The sequence below is a fragment of the Thauera sp. SDU_THAU2 genome, assembly GCF_038260575.1.
Taxonomy (GTDB): domain Bacteria; phylum Pseudomonadota; class Gammaproteobacteria; order Burkholderiales; family Rhodocyclaceae; genus Thauera.
In genome coordinates, this window is sequence record NZ_JBBWUN010000003.1 from 1574132 (window position 1) to 1590791 (window position 16660).

Here is a 16660-nt window from a genome sequence, read left to right on the forward strand (position 1 = left end):
CAAGGAACAAAAAATGTCCGCACTCAAGATCGCCGTGATTCCGGGGGATGGAATCGGCAAGGAAGTCATGCCCGAAGCGATGCGCGCGCTGGAGGCGCTGCAGCAGCGGCACGGCCTCGAACTGGTGTTCGAGCATTTCGACTGGGCTTGCGCCGAGTACTACCAGCAGCATGGCGACATGCTGCCGCCGGACTGGTTCGAGCGCCTGAAGGGCTTCGACGCGATCCTGTTCGGCGCCGTCGGCTGGCCCGAGGTCGTGCCGGACCACATTTCGCTGTGGGGTTCGCTGCTGAAGTTCCGCCGCGAGTTCGACCAGTACATCAATCTCCGCCCGGTGCGGCTGATGCCCGGCGTGCCGTGCCCGCTGGCCGGCAAGAAGCCGGGCGACATCGACTTCCTGGTCGTGCGCGAGAACACCGAAGGCGAATACACCGACCTCGGCGGCCGCATCTACGGCGGCACCGAGCGCGAGATCGTCATCCAGGAATCGGTCTTCTCGCGCCACGGCGTCGATCGCGTGCTCGAATACGCATTCCAGCTCGCCGCCCGGCGCGAGCGCAAGCACCTGACCTCGGCGACCAAGTCCAACGGCATCGCGATCAGCATGCCGTACTGGGACGAGCGCCTCGAAGCGGTTGCCGCCGGCCATCCCGAGGTGCGCTGGGACAAGTACCACATCGACATCCTGTCGGCGCGCTTCGTGCTGTCGCCGGAGCGCTTCGACGTGGTGGTGGCGTCCAACCTGTTCGGCGACATCCTGTCGGACCTCGGGCCGGCCTGCACCGGCACCATCGGCATCGCACCGTCGGCCAACCTGAACCCGGAGCGCCGTTTCCCCTCGCTGTTCGAGCCGGTGCATGGTTCCGCGCCGGACATCTACGGCCGCAACATCGCCAACCCGGTGGGCATGATCTGGTCGGCGGCGCTGATGCTCGAATTCCTCGGCGAGCGCCAGCCCGCCTGCGCGGCAGCGGCGCAGGAACTGCTGCGTGCGATCGAGCAGGTGCTGGAGCACGGCCCGCGCACGCCGGACCTGGGCGGCGATGCGGATACGACCGTGATGGGCAAGGCGGTCGCGGATCTGCTCGGGCGCGCCTGAGCGCGAGGCCGGATGCGGCGGCAGCCCGTTTCCGGCCATCCCTTGACCCGCATCATTTTCCCCCGCCGGGCGCTCGGCTCTAATGGGCTCCACACAGGAGAGCCCTCATGTTCCGCATCGCCAACTTCATCCGCGAACTCGATCAACCCACGCCGGTCGGCCCGCGCCGCAATCCGCCCGGCCCGGTGGTCATCTGGAACCTGATCCGGCGCTGCAACCTGACCTGTGAGCACTGTTACTCGATCTCGGCGGACAAGGACTTTCCCGGCGAGCTGAACACGGCCGAAGTGTTCAAGGTCATGGACGACCTGAAGGTCGCGCGGGTGCCGGTGCTGATCCTGTCGGGCGGCGAGCCGCTGCTGCGGCCGGACATCTTCGACATCGCCCGCCGCGCCAAGGGCATGGGCTTCTACACCGCGCTGTCGTCCAACGGCACGCTGATCGACGCTTCGAACATCGATGCGATCGACGACATCGGCTTCGACTACGTCGGCGTCAGCCTGGACGGCATCGGTGCCACGCACGACCATTTCCGCCGCAAGCAGGGCGCTTTCGAGGCCTCGATGGCCGGCATCCGGCTGTGCCTGGAGCGCGGCATCAAGGTCGGTGTGCGCTACACCATGACCGAAGGCAATGCCCACGACTTGCGTGCGCTGCTGAAGCTGGTCGAGGACGAGGGCATCGACAAGTTCTATTTTTCCCACCTCAACTACGCCGGCCGCGGCAACAAGAACCGTGCCGGCGATGCCCGCCACCGTACCACGCGCGAGGCGATGGAGCTGCTGTTCGAGACCTGCCTGGACCTGCACCGGCGCGGCATCGAGAAGGACTTCGTCACCGGCAACAACGATGCCGACGGGCCTTTCCTGCTGCAGTGGGTGCAGCGCCGCTTCCCCGAGCGCGCCGCCCACATCGAGGCCAAGCTGCGCCAGTGGGGCGGCAACGCCAGCGGCGTGAACGTGGCCAACATCGACAACCTCGGCATCGTGCATCCGGACACGATGTGGTGGCACGTGCCGCTGGGCGACGTGCGCAAGCGCGCCTTCGGCGAGATCTGGAACGATCCGGACAATCCACTGCTGGCCGGGCTGAAGCAGCACCCGCGTCTGCTCGAAGGCCGCTGCGGCGGCTGCCGCTACCTGGACATCTGCAACGGCAGCTCGCGCGTGCGCGCGCCTCGCAGATCACCGGCAATCCGTGGGCGGAAGATCCGGGCTGTTATCTGGACGACGACGAGATCGGCTTCGCCGGCGGCGGCGAGCGCGTCGTCACCACACCCTGGACGCGTATCGCGAAGGTGCCGGCATGAGAAAGAATTCCTGCGCTCGCAGCAATGTTGCGGCGCTGTCCTTTGACGGAGTGTTTTCGTCCTGGGGCAGTCCGGCGATGAAGACGTCGCTGGGCGTGATCCTGTTCGGTGCCGCGATGCTGGCGGCCGGCAGCGGCAACGCAGCCGACACGGCCCGTCCCGACGTTTCCGCGCTGTACGCCCAGCACTGCGCCGCCTGCCATGCGCCTGACCGCCTCGGCGGCATGGGGCCGGCGCTGCTGCCGGACAACCTGTCCCGCCTGCGCAAGCCCGAGGCGCTGAAGATCGTCGCCGAGGGGCGCACCGCGACGCAGATGCTGGGCTTCGCCGAGCAGTTGAACAAGGACGAGATCGCCGCGCTGGTCGACTGGATCTACAGCCCGGTCGCGCCGCCGCCGCGGTGGACCGACGAAGACATCCGCGCGTCCTACATCCGGCATGTCGATCCGGCCACGCTGTCCGACACGCCGGTGTTCGATGCCGATCCGATGAACGTCTTCCTCGTCGTCGAAGGCGGCGACCACCACGTCAGCGTGCTCGACGGCGACAAGCTCGAACCCATCCACCGCTTCCAGTCGCGCTTCGCGCTGCACGGCGGCCCGAAGTTCGCCGCCGACGGGCGCTACGTGTTCTTCGGCTCGCGCGACGGCTGGATCACCAAGTACGACCTGTGGAACCTGAAGGTGGTGGCCGAGGTGAGGGCGGGCATCAACACCCGCAACGTCGCCGCATCGCCGGACGGCCAGCACGTCGCGGTGGCCAACTACCTGCCCAATACCCTGGTACTGCTCGACGGCGACCTGAACCTGGTCAAGACCATCGCCGCCACCGACCGCGACGGCAAGCACAGCTCGCGCGTGTCGGCGGTGTATGACGCCACGCCGCGCCAGTCCTTCATCGCCGCGCTGAAGGACGTGCCGGAAGTGTGGGAGATCAGCTACACCAAGGCGGTCGAAGACATCCCCACCGGCTTCATCCACGACTACGCGCAGAAGGAGGGCAGCTTCATCCCCGGCTACCTGAACCCGCGCCGCACCATCCTGCAGGAAGTGCTGGACGACTTCTTCTTCACCCAGGACTACGCCGAACTGATGGGCGCCTCGCGCGAAGGCGTCGGCCAGGTGGTCAACCTCGACATCCGCCGCAAGATCGCCGACCTGCCGCTGGACGGCATGCCGCACCTGGGTTCGGGCATCACCTGGGAGTGGACAGGTGCCGACGGCAAGCCGCGCACGGTGATGGCGAGCACCAACCTGAAGGCTGGCGAAGTGACGGTGATCGACATGAAGAGCTGGGAGGTCATCAAGCGTATCCCCACCCGCGGCCCCGGCTTCTTCCTGCGCAGCCACGCCAACAGCCGTTATGCTTTCGTCGATTCGATGATGAGCCAGCAGGCCAAGCACATCCTGCAGGTCATCGACAAGCAGACGCTGGAAGTGGTCAAGGAAATCACCGGCGAGCCGGGAAAGACCCTGGCACACATCGAATTCACCCGCGACGGCCGCTACGCGCTGGCCAGCCTGTGGGAAGACGAGGGCGCGGTCATCGTCTATGACGCCCAGACCCTCGAGGAAGTGAAGCGCCTGCCGATGAGAAAGCCGGTGGGCAAATACAATGTGTGGAACAAGATCACACGCGAAGAGGGCACCAGCCATTGAGTGCCCCCGCAATCCCTGACGAAGAGTAAGACCATGGCCCTGATCCCCCTCGAAGAACCGAGCACCAAACGCATCCCGCCCGACACCTTCTCGCTGTGGGCGCTCGGCTTCCGTCCCTTCTACCTGCTGGCCGCGGCCTTCGCCGCGATTGCCGTGCCGATCTGGGTGGTCGTCTTCTCGGGTGCGCTGCAGACGCCGATTCCCGGCATGTGGTGGCACGCGCACGAGATGATCTTCGGCTTCGCCGCGGCGGTCATCATCGGTTTCCTGTTCCACCGCCGCGCGCAACTGGACCGGACTGGACACGCCGGCCGGCGGCCAGCTCGCCGCACTCGCCGCGCTATGGCTGGCCGGCCGGCTGGCGATGGCCTTCGGCAGTGGCGTATGGGTGGCGGTGATCGATCTCGCTTTCCTGCCGGTGGCCGCTGCGCTGCTGCTGCGCGTGCTGACGCGCGCCAAGAGCAAGCGCAACTACTTCGTCGGTGTGCTGCCGGGCCTGCTGTCGCTGGCCAACCTTGTGTTCCATCTCGCGGTGCTGGGCGTCATCGGCGCCGATCCGCTGGCGGCGATGCATCTCGCGCTGGGCCTGATCGTGGTACTGGAGACCATCATCGGCGGACGCGTGATCCCGATGTTTACCTTCAACGTGATCCGCGGCATCAAGCAGTGGCGCGACGTGCGCCTCGACTGGGCGGCGGCGGTCTCCACCGGTATCGCGCTGCTGCTGTGGGCGGTCGGGGCGGGTGCCTGGGCTGCCGTGCTGTCCTTCGCCGCCGGGGTGCTGCAACTGCTGCGTGTCGGCGGCTGGAATCCGTGGGCGACGCGCAAGGTGCCGCTGCTGTGGATCCTGCACCTGTCCTACCTGTGGATTCCGATCGGCCTGGCCCTGATCGGCCTGGCCCAGCTCGGCCTGCTGCCGCGCACCGCCGGCATCCACGCACTGGCGATCGGCGCCACCGGCGGACTGATCATCGGCATGATCACCCGCACCGCGCTCGGCCACACCGGCCGCATGCTGGTGGCCGGCCCGATCGAGACCGCCGCCTACGTGGTGGTGCAACTGGCGGCGCTGGCCCGCGTGCTGACCGTGGCCGCCGTTCCCGTTGCCGCCACTGGTGGCATCCACGCCGCCGCCACGCTGTGGGCGATCGGCTTCGCGCTCTACCTGTGGCGCTACACGCCTTTCCTGCTGAAGGCGAGGGTGGATGGCAAGGCGGGGTAGGGGGAGTGCCGCAGGAGGCCAGTGACGTAGTTCAGTCTTCGATACAGCAAAAAAACCAGCCGCATCGGCTGGTTTTTTGCTGTGTGCCCCGGGCCTTGCTTTCTGGCTGGAAGCTGGGCCGGATTTTTCTTCAATCCAGGCGCTGCGCAGCCGCTCGATGTCCGGGATGTGGATGGTGCGGCCTTCGACCTCGATCAGGCCGGAACTGGTCAGTTCGTGCAGGATGCGGGAGAAGTGTTCCTGCGTCAGGTTGAGCCGCGAGGCGATGGTGCCCTTGCTGGTGGGCAGGCGGATCGAGACGCGGCCGCTTTCGTTGCATTCGCCGCTCAGTTCCTCCTCGCGCAGCAGGTAGCCGATGATGCGCTCGCGGCCGGAGCGCAGCGAGTAGCTTTCGACGTCGCCCATCAGGCGATGCAGGCGCTGGGAGAGGCCGGCGATGATCTTGTGGCAGAAATCCGGGTCGTTGCCCATCTCCTCGAACAACACCTGCTTGCCGATGTGCAGCAGGGCGCTGTCGGTCAGCGCCTGCGCCATCACGACGTAGGGTTTGTCCATGAACATCACCGCTTCGCCGAAGCTCTGCCCGGGGCGCAGGATGTCGACCACTTTCTCGTTGCCTTCGGACGAAGTGAAGGCAAGCTTGATCTGGCCGGACAGGATCAGGTGGAAGCCGGTGCAGGTATCGCCGCGATGGAACAGGATCTCGCCCTTGGTCGCCTTGATTTCGCGCACGCCGCGGGCGAAGCGGGCGATCTCGCTGCAGCCCAGGCCCTGGAACAGCGAGGCGTGGCGAAGCAGGCGGCACAGGCGCTCGACTTCGGGTGCCAGCGGAACGGCCCCGGCGGCCGGGTCGGCTTCGCGCATGGCTTCCTGGCATGGGGTGTCGAAATGGTTCATGGCGTCGATCAACGGGTCAGTTGGGCGTAGAACAGCGGCAGCCGGGCGGGCAATTCGTCGGGCTGGCGGATCACTGCGTAGCCGCCGGGGCCGAACAGGTGCGGCAGGTAGCTGGCGCCCTCGCGGTCGATGGTGACGCAGAAGGGCACGATGCCGCGGCCGCGCGCCTCGATGACGGCGACGCGAGTGTCCTCGATGCCGTAGCGGCCGTCGTAGAGATCGAGGTCGTTGGGCTTGCCGTCGGACAGGATCAGCAGCACGCGCCGCGCAGCAGCCTGCTTTTCGAGCACGCTGGTGGCGTGGCGGATCGCCGCGCCCAGGCGGGTGTAGTAGCCCGGCTTGATCGCCATGATGCGGCCGCGCGCGGCGTCGTCGAAGCGCTGCGAGAAAGTCTTCAGGTGGTGGAAGCGGACGTTGCTGCGCTTGACCGAGGAGAAGCCGCACAGCGCGAAGCGGTCGCCGGTGGCCGACAGCGCTTCGCCGAACAGCAGCAGCGAATCGCGGATGACGTCGATGACGCGCGCCTCCGACGAAATCCAGGCATCGGTGGACAGCGACAGGTCGGCCAGCGCCAGGCAGGCGAGGTCGCGTTCGCGCTTTTCCAGCGACAGGTAGAGCTGGTCGGACGGATGCTGGCCGATGGCGCGGTCGGTGGCGGCGCGCACCACCGCGTCGAGGTCGAGCTCGCTGCCGTCGATGCGGCCCTTGAGCCAGCGCCGGCCGGGCTGCAGCGCGGCAAACTGGCGGTGCAGGTGGTGCGCAGTGCGGTGCAGGTGGGGCGGCAGCGGCGTCGGCGCGGCGCGCGGGTCGTGTGGCGAGGCGGTGAATTCCTGCAGGCGGACGTGGTCCTCGCGCAGCAGGCCCTTGCGGTAGTCCCATTCCGGCAGCGGGATGCCGTCGCCGAGCACGACGTCGTCCTCGGCGGCGGAAGGCAGGTCGAGGTCGAAGCGCACCTTGGAGGCGACGCGCTCCTCGTCGCGCGACAGCGCGAGCTGTTCGAGGTTGGCGGCGGCGTCGGCGGCGTTGTCGTCGGGGTCGTCGTCGGTGCTGCGCTTGACCTTGAGGAATTCGGCCACCGACAGCAGGCTCTCGGCGCGGAAGATCATCAGCAGGCCGTGCTTTTCCTGCGGCTGGTCGACGCGTTCGACGCGATGGGCCTGGCGTTCGGTTTCGCGCTCGTCGCGCTTGTTCTGCGCGTTGGCGCTGGCTTCGGCGCCGCGTCCGCCGCGGGCGGTGGCGGCCTCGCCCGGCATCAGATCGCCCAGCCACAGCAGCACCGGCTGGTTCGGCATGCCTTTGGGTGGCAAGGGCGGCAGGGCGGCGACGCTGCCGGGCTGTTGCAGTGCCTGGCGGATCAGGTTCTCGCGTTCGGCTTCGACCGGCGGCAGGCGGGCGGGCTCGATGCGCTGCTGGATGACTGCGGCGACCAGGCGCTCGTAGCGCGGCTGCAGACCGGGCCAGCGCAGCAGCGCGCGCAGCGTGGCGAGTTGGTTCAGGCGCAGTTCGAGCGTCGCCGCGTCGGCGCTGGCGCCTTCGGGCAGTGGTGCAAGCCGGGTCTGGGCCTCGGCCAGTGCGGCTTCGTCCTCGGCCCCGGCCGGCGCGCCGCTGGCAGCGGCAAGCGCGGCCAGCCACAGGTAGAGGTCGCGGTTCAGGCTGCGCTCGGGCAGGGCGTCGAGCTCCATCGGCAGGCGCAGCGTGACGGCGTCCATGCGCGCACGGGCCGTGCGTTCGTCGCTGCCGGCAATGCGCGACAGCAGGCTGCGGCGCGCGCCGTGCACGTCGGCGGTGGCGGCGGCGACGCGCAGGCCGGGGTCGCCGCCGAGGGCGCGGAAGAACACGCCGGTCATGCGTTCGATTTCCTTCAGCCTGACCGCGGCCTGCGGAAAATGCCCGCCCGCGGCGCGGGTGATGAAGCGGTGCCAGAGCTTGCCGACGGTTTCTTCCATGGTTCAGCGCTCCAGATCCGCTTCGCGCGGCCCGAAGATCGGGTAGCGCCAGGGCTTGCCATTGACCGCGCGCGACAGGCCGAGCACGCCGAGCAGGATCAGCCCGGAATGGACGAAGGTGAAGTAGAGCACGCCGATCACCCACGACCAGGGGTTGTCGAAGCCGCCGAGGACGAAGATGGCGACGCTCAGGCTCACCAGCAGCGTGCCGCCCCAGATGCAGGTCCAGCCGGTCTGGCGCAGGTGGTTGCGCACCAGCGGATCGGGATGCTTGTGGTACTTGGCCCACAGGAACATCAATGCGAGGAAGGCCAGGCCCGGCGCCAGCATCAGGTTGATCAGGAACAGCGCCTCGGCGGCGATGGCGAGATGCGGGCCGGGTACGGCGTGGCGAAGCGGATCGGGGCGTTCGGTCGACATGGCCGTTCGGGTCAGCGGCCGAAAGTGGCCGACACGACTTCCATCAGCGCCTCGGCGACTTCGCGGTCGTCGGTCAGGCTCTCGACGATGCCGACGCGGCAGGCGGCGACCGGGTCCATGCCGTCCTTGATCAGCAGTGCGGCATAGATCAGCAGGCGGGTGCTGGCGGCTTCCTCGAGGTCGCGGTCCTTCAGCGCACGCAGCGCGCCGGCGATCGCCACCAGGCGGCGGGCGAGGTCGGGCGGGCAGGCGGTCTCACCGATCAGGATCGCTTCTTCCTGCTCGGCGCGCGGGAAGTCGAAGCGCAGGCTGACGAAGCGCTGGCGGGTCGAGGGTTTCATGCCCTTCAGCAGGTTCTGGTAGCCGGGGTTGTAGGACACCACCAGCATGAAGCTGGGCGGCGCCTCGAGTAGTTCGCCGGTGCGGTCGATCGGCAGGATGCGGCGGTCGTCGGCCAGCGGGTGCAGCACCACCGTGGTGTCCTTGCGTGCCTCGACCACTTCGTCCAGGTAGCAGATGCCGCCTTCGCGCACCGCGCGGGTCAGCGGGCCGTCGCACCATACGGTCTTGCCGTCGCCGATCAGGTGGCGGCCGACGAGGTCGGCGGCGGTGAGGTCGTCGTGGCAGGCCACGGTATGCAGCGGCAGCCCCAGGCGGGCGGCCATGTGGGCGACGAAGCGGGTCTTGCCGCAGCCGGTGGGGCCCTTGATCAGCAGCGGCAGGCGGTTCTTCCAGGCGTGCTCGAACACCGCGACTTCGTCGCCGGCAGCCTGGTAGTAGGGGATGTCGAGCTGTTGCGTCTCGGCGCGGTTGTCCATGTTCATTACGGCATTCCTTTGATGTATGCGATGGCGATGAGCGCCCAGACGAGGACCATCCAGCCCAGCGCCAGCATGCGCCACAATGCCGGCGCATGGCGCAGGGCCATGAAGTCGAGGATGATCACCGCGCCTTTCCAGAACGAGATCGCAGCCAGCACGGCGATCGCGCCGGTGCCGGTGGCGCCCAGCGCGCCCATGCCCCAGGTCAGCAGAGTGGCGACGATCAGCGTCGCCCACAGCAGGGTGGCGCGCCGCGGCGTGCCATGTACGTCGGAGCTCATGTTCACCTCCTCAGTGGATGACATAGACCAGCGGGAACAGGATCAGCCACACCAGATCCACCATGTGCCAGTAGGCGGCGCCGGTCTCGATGCCGTTCATCTCGCCCGGCCGGTAGCGGCCCTGGCGCGCGCCGTTCCACATCGCGACCAGGATCACCATGCCGAGGATCACGTGCATGAAGTGGAAGAAGGTCAGCGACAGGTAGAACATGTGGAAGGGGCTGCTCGACAGGCTGATGTTGTGCTCGAAGGCAGCTGCGTACTCGAACATCTTGACCACCAGGAAGCCGGCGCCGCAGGCGATCGCGGCCAGCAGCCAGCGTGCGCAGGGCTGCGACAGGCTGTGCTCGGCGGCCTGCACCGCGCGCACGACGAAATAGCTGGCGGTGAGCAGCAGCACGGTGTTGAGCGCGCCGGCGTTGCGGTTCAGCGCGGCCTGCTCGGCGTCGAACAGTTCGATGTTGTTGGCACGGGTGAAGGCGTAGGCGGCGAAGAACACGCCGAAGGCCAGCAACTCGGCGAGGATGAAGAACCAGATCGCCAGATCGCCCGCGAGCCGGGGTTCGGTGGCGTCCGACGGCGTTGCAGCAGCGGGTAGAGTGTCCTGTTCCATGCGCCGAAGTCTAGGCAGCGGGGCATGGAATTAACTTGATCGTGGTTAACTGAGCCTTTCCGCGCGGAGTTCGGCCGCGCTGCCCAGCCAATACCGCGTCACGTCCGCCATGCGGTTGGCAAAGCCCCATTCATTGTCGAACCATACCACCAGGTTGAGCAGCCGCGGCCCGATCATGCGGGTCTGGCCGCCGTCGACGATCGCCGAATGCGGGTCGTGGTTGAAGTCGATCGAGGCGTGGGGGTCGTCCGACCAGGCCAGCAGTCCGTGCCACGCGCCTTCGGCGGCCGCGCGCAGCAGGTGGTTGATCTGCGTTGCGTCGGTGTCGCCGGCGAGCTGCAGCACCATGTCGATGGCCGAGACGTTGTGCGTCGGCACGCGGATGGCCTTGGCCTGCACTTTGCCGGCGAGTTCGGGCAGCAGGCGCTCGACGCCGCGCGCCAGGCCGGTCGACACCGGGATGATGGACTGCATCGCCGAACGCGTGCGGCGCAGGTCGGCGTGGTGGTAGCCGTCGATCAGCGGCTGGTCGTTCATCGCCGAATGCAGCGTGGTCAGCAGCACGTTCTCGAGGCCGCATTCGCGATGCAGCAGTGCCAGTACCGGCACCGCAGCATTGGTGGTGCATGACGCGTTCGACACCAGCCGGGCATCGGCTCGCAGGCTGTCGTCGTTGATGCCGTGCACGACGGTGGCGTCGACGTCCTCGGCGCTGTTGCCCGGCTGCGACAGCAGCAGGCGCGGGCAGCCCGCATGCAGGAAGCGTTCGAGCTCGGCGCGGCTGCCGTATTGTCCTGAGCATTCGACCACCAGGTCGATGCCCCGGGCCGTCCAGTCGACCGCTTCGGGCGTGCTCGCATGCGAGACCGCGATGGCCTGGCCGTCGATCAGCAACTGGCCGTCGCGCGTCTCGACGCGGCCGGGAAAGCGGCCGTGGGTGGAATCGAAGCGGGTCAGGTAGGCGATGCTCGCCAGGTCCGCCGGCTCGTTGATCGCCACCACCCGGAACTGCTGCGCCAGCCCGGCCTCGTGCAGCGCACGCAGGTAACAGCGCCCGATGCGGCCGTAGCCGTTGATGGCGATGCGCTGCGGGCGAGGTGAAGCGTGGGGCTGGGAGTGTGACACGATGGTTTCCGGTGGGTGGATCCTGGGAGAAGCGGAATTCTAATGGGTGATGGCCTCATGCCGGAATTTGCGCAGATTCGGATCGGGGGAACAGGGCTTCCAGGCAGGTCGTTCGAGCGCTCCAATCTGTTCTTATAATGAGAACCATTTTTATCAAACCTGCTGTTTGCTACGGCAGTGATGCCGGCGGGAGCCCGAGCGTGACTGCCGGCACCGCCGCAGCCATTTCTTGAATGAGATCAGTACGATGAATGAATGGATGGTCCTGCTTGCGGCGCTGTCCGGTGTGGCGGGGGCATGGCTGCTCTACCTGGCATCGCCGCAGCAGTCGTGGTCGGTGCGCCGGTCTTCTCCCCGCGCTCTCGCCTGGCTCGGCAGTGGTTGCCTGTTGCTGTCCCTGGCGCTGCTGCTGTCGATGATGGGGGCGATGGCCGCGGTGGCGAGCTGGATGGTGCTGGCGATGCTGGTATGGACGGTGGCGCCGTTCGTTGGCGCATGGCGGGCACGGCAGCGGAGGCCGTCGTGAGCGGGAAGGCGGTAACGGGGAATGTGCGGCGGCTCGACAGCCGCCACTGGTTCGGCAAGAGCTGCGCCGGCGTGCTGCTCGGTTTCGGCCTGGCGGTGGCGCTTTCCGGCCTGTTTGCCTGGCTCGGCCCGGGAGGCATCGAGGGCGGGGGCGGCAAGACGCAATTCAACATGTGGCTGATCGCGCCGATCTGGGCGGGTGTGCTGTCCTTCGTATTCCTGTTTCGCGACAGCCTGCGTGCATGGCTGTGGCTGGGTGCGGCGAACCTGGCTGCTTTCGGCCTGCTGGGCGCGCTGCGGCTGGGCATGGGTTGAGCAATGAAAATCCGCAACGACGTCATCAAGGTGATGCTAGGGATCGTGCACATCTGGGTCGGCATCGTCAGCGGGCTGATGCTGTTCATCGCCTTCTACGCCGGCGCCATCACGATGTTCGAGAAGCCGCTCGAACGCTGGGCGACACCGCCATCGGCGCTGGCGCCGCCGCCACCGATCGAGCGCGCGGACGAATTGCGGGAGGCCGTCCTCGCCAGGCATCCGCAGGCGGCGAAGGTCCATGCCGTCGTTGTCCAGCCGACTGCCGAAATGCCTGCAAGAGTGGTATGGCGCGAACCTGGCAAGACCCGTCGGGACTTTACCGAGTATGGGGCGAGCTTCGCTGCCGACGGCAGCCTGCAGGTCGAGAAGCTGGCCAGGGCGCCGGTGGCGCAACTGGTCGACACGCTCCATCAACTGGTCGGTTTGCCGTTTGCCGATGCGGTGGCGCGCCCGATCATGGGCGCGGTGGCATTGCTGTATGCCGTGGCGCTTGTCTCCGGGCTGATCATCGTGCTGCCGACGCTGGTCAAGGATTTCTTCGCCCTGCGCCTGGGCAAGAACATCAAGCGCATGTGGATGGACGTCCATAATGCGCTGGGTATCGTCAGCCTGCCCTTCCACCTCGTCATGGCGCTGACCAGCGTGGTGTTCGCCTTCCATACGCCTTTTTATGCGGTGCAGGAGAAAGTGGTGTATCCCCATGGCCTGCCCTGGGGGCAGCACGCGCCTGCGCCCTTGCCCGGCCCCCACGAATACCCGCTGCCGGCGGACGAACTGCTGCGCAGAGTCGAGGCGCAACTGCCGGGCTTCGAGGTCTACAGCTTCATCTTCCGGGAGGACCATGGCCAGCTGGAGGCGAGCGTCACCGGCCTGGACATCCGCTACGGCACCCGTGGGCGAACCTATGCGAGCACGCACCTGAATCCCTATACCGGCGAAGTGGACCCGCATGATCTGCCCGGGCACATGGAGCCATGGGATGCGACCGTCAATACCTTCTTCATGCTGCATTTCGGCAGCTACGGCGGCAACGCGATGCGCTGGCTCTACGTGGCGATGGGGCTGGCCGGTGCCATGCTGTTCTACACCGGAAACCTGCTGTGGATCGAATCACGCCGCAGGAAGCAGCGCGACGGCGTCGTTCCCGGGCAAAAGCGTTCGGCCCGGGTGCTGGGCTGCCTTACCGTCGGCGTGTCCCTTGGCTGCGTGATCGGTATTTCGGCGACGCTGGCGGCGACCAAATGGCTGCCAGGTCGGGTTGATGGCATCGCTGCATGGCATGAGGGCATCTATTACGCAGTTTTCCTCGCCGCCGTGGCCTGGGCTTTCGTACGGGGGGCTGCCCGCAGCGCCGACGAATTGCTGCGGCTGGCAGCACTGGCGACTTTGCTGATTCCGCTCGGCAGCCTGGCGGGCATCTGGGGGAGTCGGCGGTACCTGGAACCATCCCGGTACGGGCTTTGCCGTCGATGCCACCGCCCTGGCAGCCGTGCCGGTGTTCCTGCTGCTGGCACATCACACCCGCAAGCGGATGCGGGAAGGCCATGCCGATAGCGTCTGGTCCGCGAAGCAAGAAGCTGCCGTCGAGCCGGATGCTCCACCTCGGGGGGTGGCGGCCTCGAAGTGACGGCCCGAGGCGGACGGCCACTGCCGCGCTTCGCCGCCGCTCTGCGGCCTGCTCCGCGGGCTGGACGTGACAGGGGTTCCAGGCTGTGATCCCGGCCCCCGGCGGGGCAGAGCAATGCGGCTGCCGGCGCCAGGTGGCCCGCACAGGGGCGGGTGGTCTGAACCTCAGTCGCCGGTGGCCAGCGTGGCCATGTCGATCACGAAGCGGTAGCGCACGTCGGCCTTCTCCATGCGCTCGAACGCCTCGTTGATCTGCTCCATGCGGATCATCTCGCAGTCGGGCAGGATGTTCCTCTCGGCGCAGAAATCGAGCAGTTCCTGGGTTTCGCGGATGCCGCCGATCGGCGAGCCGGCGATGCGGCGGCGGCCGAACAGCAGCGGCACCGTGCTGAGTTCGTCGAGCGGGCCGATCTGGCCGACCAGCACCAGCGTGCCGTCCACTTCCAGCAGCGGCAGATAGGGCTTGAGGCTGTGCCGGACCGGCACGGTGTCGATGATCAGGTCGAAGCTGCTGGAGGCCGCGCGCATCGCTGCGGTATCCGCCGACACCAGCAGGCGGTGCGCGCCCAATGCCAGCGCGTCGGCTTCCTTGTCCTTGCTGCGGCTCAGCACCGTGACGTCTGCGCCGAGCCCGACCGCCAGCTTGACGGCCATGTGGCCGAGGCCGCCCAGGCCGATCACGGCCACCCGGCTGCCGGGGCCGACCTGCCAGGTGCGCAGCGGCGACCAGGTGGTGATGCCGGCGCACAGCAAGGGTGCCGCGCGGGCCAGATCCAGCCCTTCGGGCACGCGTAGGCAGAATTCTTCGCGCACCACCAGATGCTTGGAATAGCCGCCCTGCGTCGGCTCCCGGGTGATGCGGTCGTGTCCGCCGTAGGTGCCGGTGCAGCCCTTGCGGCAGAGCTGTTCCTCGCCCCGCTGGCATAGATCGCATTCCATGCAGCTGTCGACCAGGCAGCCGACGGCGACGTGGTCGCCGGCCTTGTAGCGGGTGACCTCGGCGCCGACCCGGGTGACGCGGCCGACGATCTCGTGCCCGGGCACGATCGGGTAATAGCTCTTGCCCCAGTCGTTGCGCGCGGTGTGCAGGTCGGAATGGCACACGCCACAGTAGAGGATCTCCATCGCGACGTCGTTCGGTCGCAGCGCACGGCGTTCGAACCGGTAGGGCGCCAGCGGCGTGTCCTTGCTGTAGGCGGCATAGCCATGGGTCTGCATGTGCGGGCTCCTGTGCTGTATTGCTCGGAAAGCAGGGATCCTACAGGCTGTGGCGCGACAGGCAAGGGCCGGGCCTCCGCGGCGCCGGATCGTGGACGAAAAAGGGGCGGCCAAAGCCGCCCCAACCCCTTCCCTGGTCGCCCAGGAGTTACTGCGGAGAGACACCGGTCATCGTCATGCCTTTGCCGGCTGGGTCTCACCCTTGACGAAGAAGCTGATCACGTACACCAGCAGGCCGATGAAGAACATCACGCCCGCCCATTCACGCATCCAGTAGAACAGGGTGACCTGGTCCTGGGCGGCCATGAAGGACATCGGCGTATCGGACACGCGCTGCAGCCACACTTGCAGGATGCCGGCGGCGGTCAGGAACAGGGTGATGAAGACCATCGCGATCGTCATCAGCCAGAAGGCCCACATCTCCAGCACCTGCGACTTGTTCGAGTTGGCGGCACGGCCGCGCAGGATCGGCATCGCGTAGCTGATGATGGTGAGCACGACCATCACGTAGGCACCGTAGAAGGCCATGTGGCCGTGGGCGGCAGTGATCTGCGAACCGTGCGTGTAGTAGTTGACCGGAGCCAGGGTGTGCAGGAAGCCCCACACGCCTGCGCCGAGAAAGGCCATCACGCCGGTGCCCAGGGCCCACAGCACGGCAGCGCGGTTCGGGTGCTCGCGGCGACGGCGGTTGACCATGTTGAAGGCGAAGACGGTCATGGCGAAGAAGGGCAGCGGCTCCAGCGCGGAGAAGATGGAACCCCACCACTGCCAGTATTCCGGCGCACCGATCCAGTAGTAGTGGTGGCCGGTACCGATGATGCCGGTGACCAGGGCCAGCGTGATGATCACGTACAGCCACTTCTCGATGACTTCGCGGTCGACCCCGGTGACCTTGATCAGCACGAAGGCCAGCAGCGCGCCGAGGATCAGTTCCCACACGCCTTCCACCCAAAGGTGCACCACCCACCACCAGTAGAACTTGTCACGGACGAGGTTCACCGGGTTGTAGAAGGAGAACAGGAAGAAGATCGCCAGACCCCACAGGCCGAGCAGCAGCACCATGCTGATGGCGGTCTTGCGGCCCTTGAGCGAGGTCATGGTGATGTTGAACAGGAAGGCGAGGGCGACGATGACGATGCCGATCTTCGTCACCAAGGGCTGCTCGAGGAACTCGCGCCCCATCGTGGCCAGGATGTCGTTACCCGTCATCTCGGCCAGCGTGGCGTAGGGCACCAGCAGATAGCCGAGGATGGTGGCCGCCCCGGCGACAAGGAAGATCCAGAACATCGCCAGCGCCAGTTTCGGGCTGTAGAGCTCGGTTTCCGCTTCTTCCGGAATCATGTAGTAGGCCGCGCCCATGAAGCCGAACAGCAGCCACACGATCAGCAGGTTGGTATGGACCATGCGGGCCACGTTGAACGGGATTTCCGGGAACAGGAAATCGCCGACGACGTACTGCATGCCCATGATCAGGCCGAAAATGATTTGCCCCACGAACAGACCGATCGCCGCGATGAAGTAGGGCATGGCGACCGCTTGTGATTTGTATTGCATGGATGATCCCCTATTGCGTCAGCGGTTC

14 protein-coding genes and 3 pseudogenes are annotated in these 16660 nt (G+C 67.0%); 8 read left to right on the top strand and 9 right to left on the bottom strand.

From position 1 onward, the window contains the following. The first annotated feature begins 13 nt into the window (after window positions 1–13). The 5 genes and pseudogenes from AAFL97_RS08635 to AAFL97_RS08655 all read left to right on the top strand — a co-directional run bounded on the left by AAFL97_RS08635 (window position 14) and on the right by AAFL97_RS08655 (window position 5288). Window positions 14–1099 (top strand): tartrate dehydrogenase, encoded by a 1086-nt coding sequence (locus AAFL97_RS08635; RefSeq protein ID WP_341644561.1) that lies wholly within the window; start codon window positions 14–16, stop codon window positions 1097–1099. Between the two features lie 107 nt (window positions 1100–1206). Next, window positions 1207–2408, top strand: a pseudogene (gene nirJ, locus AAFL97_RS08640) (heme d1 biosynthesis radical SAM protein NirJ). A gap of 77 nt (window positions 2409–2485) precedes the next feature. Continuing rightward, window positions 2486–4066: a cytochrome D1 domain-containing protein gene (locus AAFL97_RS08645; RefSeq protein ID WP_341644562.1), complete on the top strand. Its 1581-nt coding sequence runs from the start codon at window positions 2486–2488 to the stop codon at window positions 4064–4066. Between the two features lie 33 nt (window positions 4067–4099). Then, window positions 4100–4279: pseudogene (locus tag AAFL97_RS08650) on the top strand (NnrS family protein); the annotation flags it as partial. An 85-nt stretch (window positions 4280–4364) separates the two neighbouring features. Then, entirely contained in the window at window positions 4365–5288 is a 924-nt protein-coding gene (locus tag AAFL97_RS08655; RefSeq protein WP_341647121.1) for an NnrS family protein, read from the top strand. A 144-nt stretch (window positions 5289–5432) separates the two neighbouring features. On the opposite strand, the pseudogene AAFL97_RS08660 reads toward AAFL97_RS08655, so the two are convergent. From AAFL97_RS08660 to AAFL97_RS08690, 7 genes and pseudogenes are all read right to left on the bottom strand, one after another. After that, a pseudogene (locus tag AAFL97_RS08660) lies at window positions 5433–6185 on the bottom strand (Crp/Fnr family transcriptional regulator); the annotation flags it as partial. 8 nt (window positions 6186–6193) lie between these two features. Then, window positions 6194–8131: a nitric oxide reductase activation protein NorD gene (locus AAFL97_RS08665; protein ID WP_341644563.1), complete on the bottom strand. Its 1938-nt coding sequence runs from the start codon at window positions 8129–8131 to the stop codon at window positions 6194–6196. Window positions 8132–8134: 3 nt separating this feature from the next. Continuing rightward, entirely contained in the window at window positions 8135–8551 is a 417-nt protein-coding gene (locus tag AAFL97_RS08670; protein ID WP_341644564.1) for a hypothetical protein, read from the bottom strand. Between the two features lie 11 nt (window positions 8552–8562). Beyond that, window positions 8563–9375 carry a CbbQ/NirQ/NorQ/GpvN family protein gene (locus AAFL97_RS08675; protein WP_415246268.1) on the bottom strand — a complete coding sequence of 271 codons (813 nt, stop codon included), beginning with the start codon at window positions 9373–9375 and terminating at the stop codon, window positions 8563–8565. After that, entirely contained in the window at window positions 9375–9653 is a 279-nt protein-coding gene (locus AAFL97_RS08680) for a cytochrome C oxidase subunit IV family protein (protein WP_341644565.1), read from the bottom strand. The genes AAFL97_RS08675 and AAFL97_RS08680 overlap by 1 nt, the downstream gene beginning before the upstream one ends. Before the next feature lie 10 nt (window positions 9654–9663). Beyond that, window positions 9664–10266 carry a cytochrome c oxidase subunit 3 family protein gene (locus AAFL97_RS08685; protein WP_341644566.1) on the bottom strand — a complete coding sequence of 201 codons (603 nt, stop codon included), beginning with the start codon at window positions 10264–10266 and terminating at the stop codon, window positions 9664–9666. Window positions 10267–10311: 45 nt separating this feature from the next. Then, window positions 10312–11391: a type I glyceraldehyde-3-phosphate dehydrogenase gene (locus tag AAFL97_RS08690; RefSeq protein ID WP_341644567.1), complete on the bottom strand. Its 1080-nt coding sequence runs from the start codon at window positions 11389–11391 to the stop codon at window positions 10312–10314. Window positions 11392–11638: 247 nt separating this feature from the next. Between AAFL97_RS08690 and AAFL97_RS08695 the strand changes: the two genes are divergently transcribed. The 3 genes from AAFL97_RS08695 to AAFL97_RS08705 are packed head-to-tail and all read left to right on the top strand — an operon-like array spanning window position 11639 to window position 13788. Then, window positions 11639–11917, top strand: a complete 279-nt coding sequence (locus tag AAFL97_RS08695) for a hypothetical protein (RefSeq protein WP_341644568.1) — start codon at window positions 11639–11641, stop codon at window positions 11915–11917. Further along, on the top strand, window positions 11914–12231 hold the full coding sequence (locus tag AAFL97_RS08700; RefSeq protein WP_341644569.1) for a hypothetical protein: 318 nt from the start codon (window positions 11914–11916) through the stop codon (window positions 12229–12231). The genes AAFL97_RS08695 and AAFL97_RS08700 overlap by 4 nt, the downstream gene beginning before the upstream one ends. Window positions 12232–12234: 3 nt before the next feature. Further along, window positions 12235–13788 (top strand): PepSY-associated TM helix domain-containing protein, encoded by a 1554-nt coding sequence (locus AAFL97_RS08705; RefSeq protein WP_341644570.1) that lies wholly within the window; start codon window positions 12235–12237, stop codon window positions 13786–13788. Window positions 13789–14025: 237 nt separating this feature from the next. On the opposite strand, the gene AAFL97_RS08710 is transcribed toward AAFL97_RS08705, so the two are convergent. Together AAFL97_RS08710 and AAFL97_RS08715 are read right to left on the bottom strand one after the other, a co-directional pair. Continuing rightward, window positions 14026–15078, bottom strand: coding sequence for an NAD(P)-dependent alcohol dehydrogenase (locus AAFL97_RS08710; RefSeq protein ID WP_341644571.1), 1053 nt, complete (start codon window positions 15076–15078; stop codon window positions 14026–14028). 174 nt (window positions 15079–15252) lie between these two features. Beyond that, entirely contained in the window at window positions 15253–16632 is a 1380-nt protein-coding gene (locus AAFL97_RS08715) for a cbb3-type cytochrome c oxidase subunit I (RefSeq protein ID WP_341644572.1), read from the bottom strand. Window positions 16633–16660 lie beyond the last annotated feature (28 nt).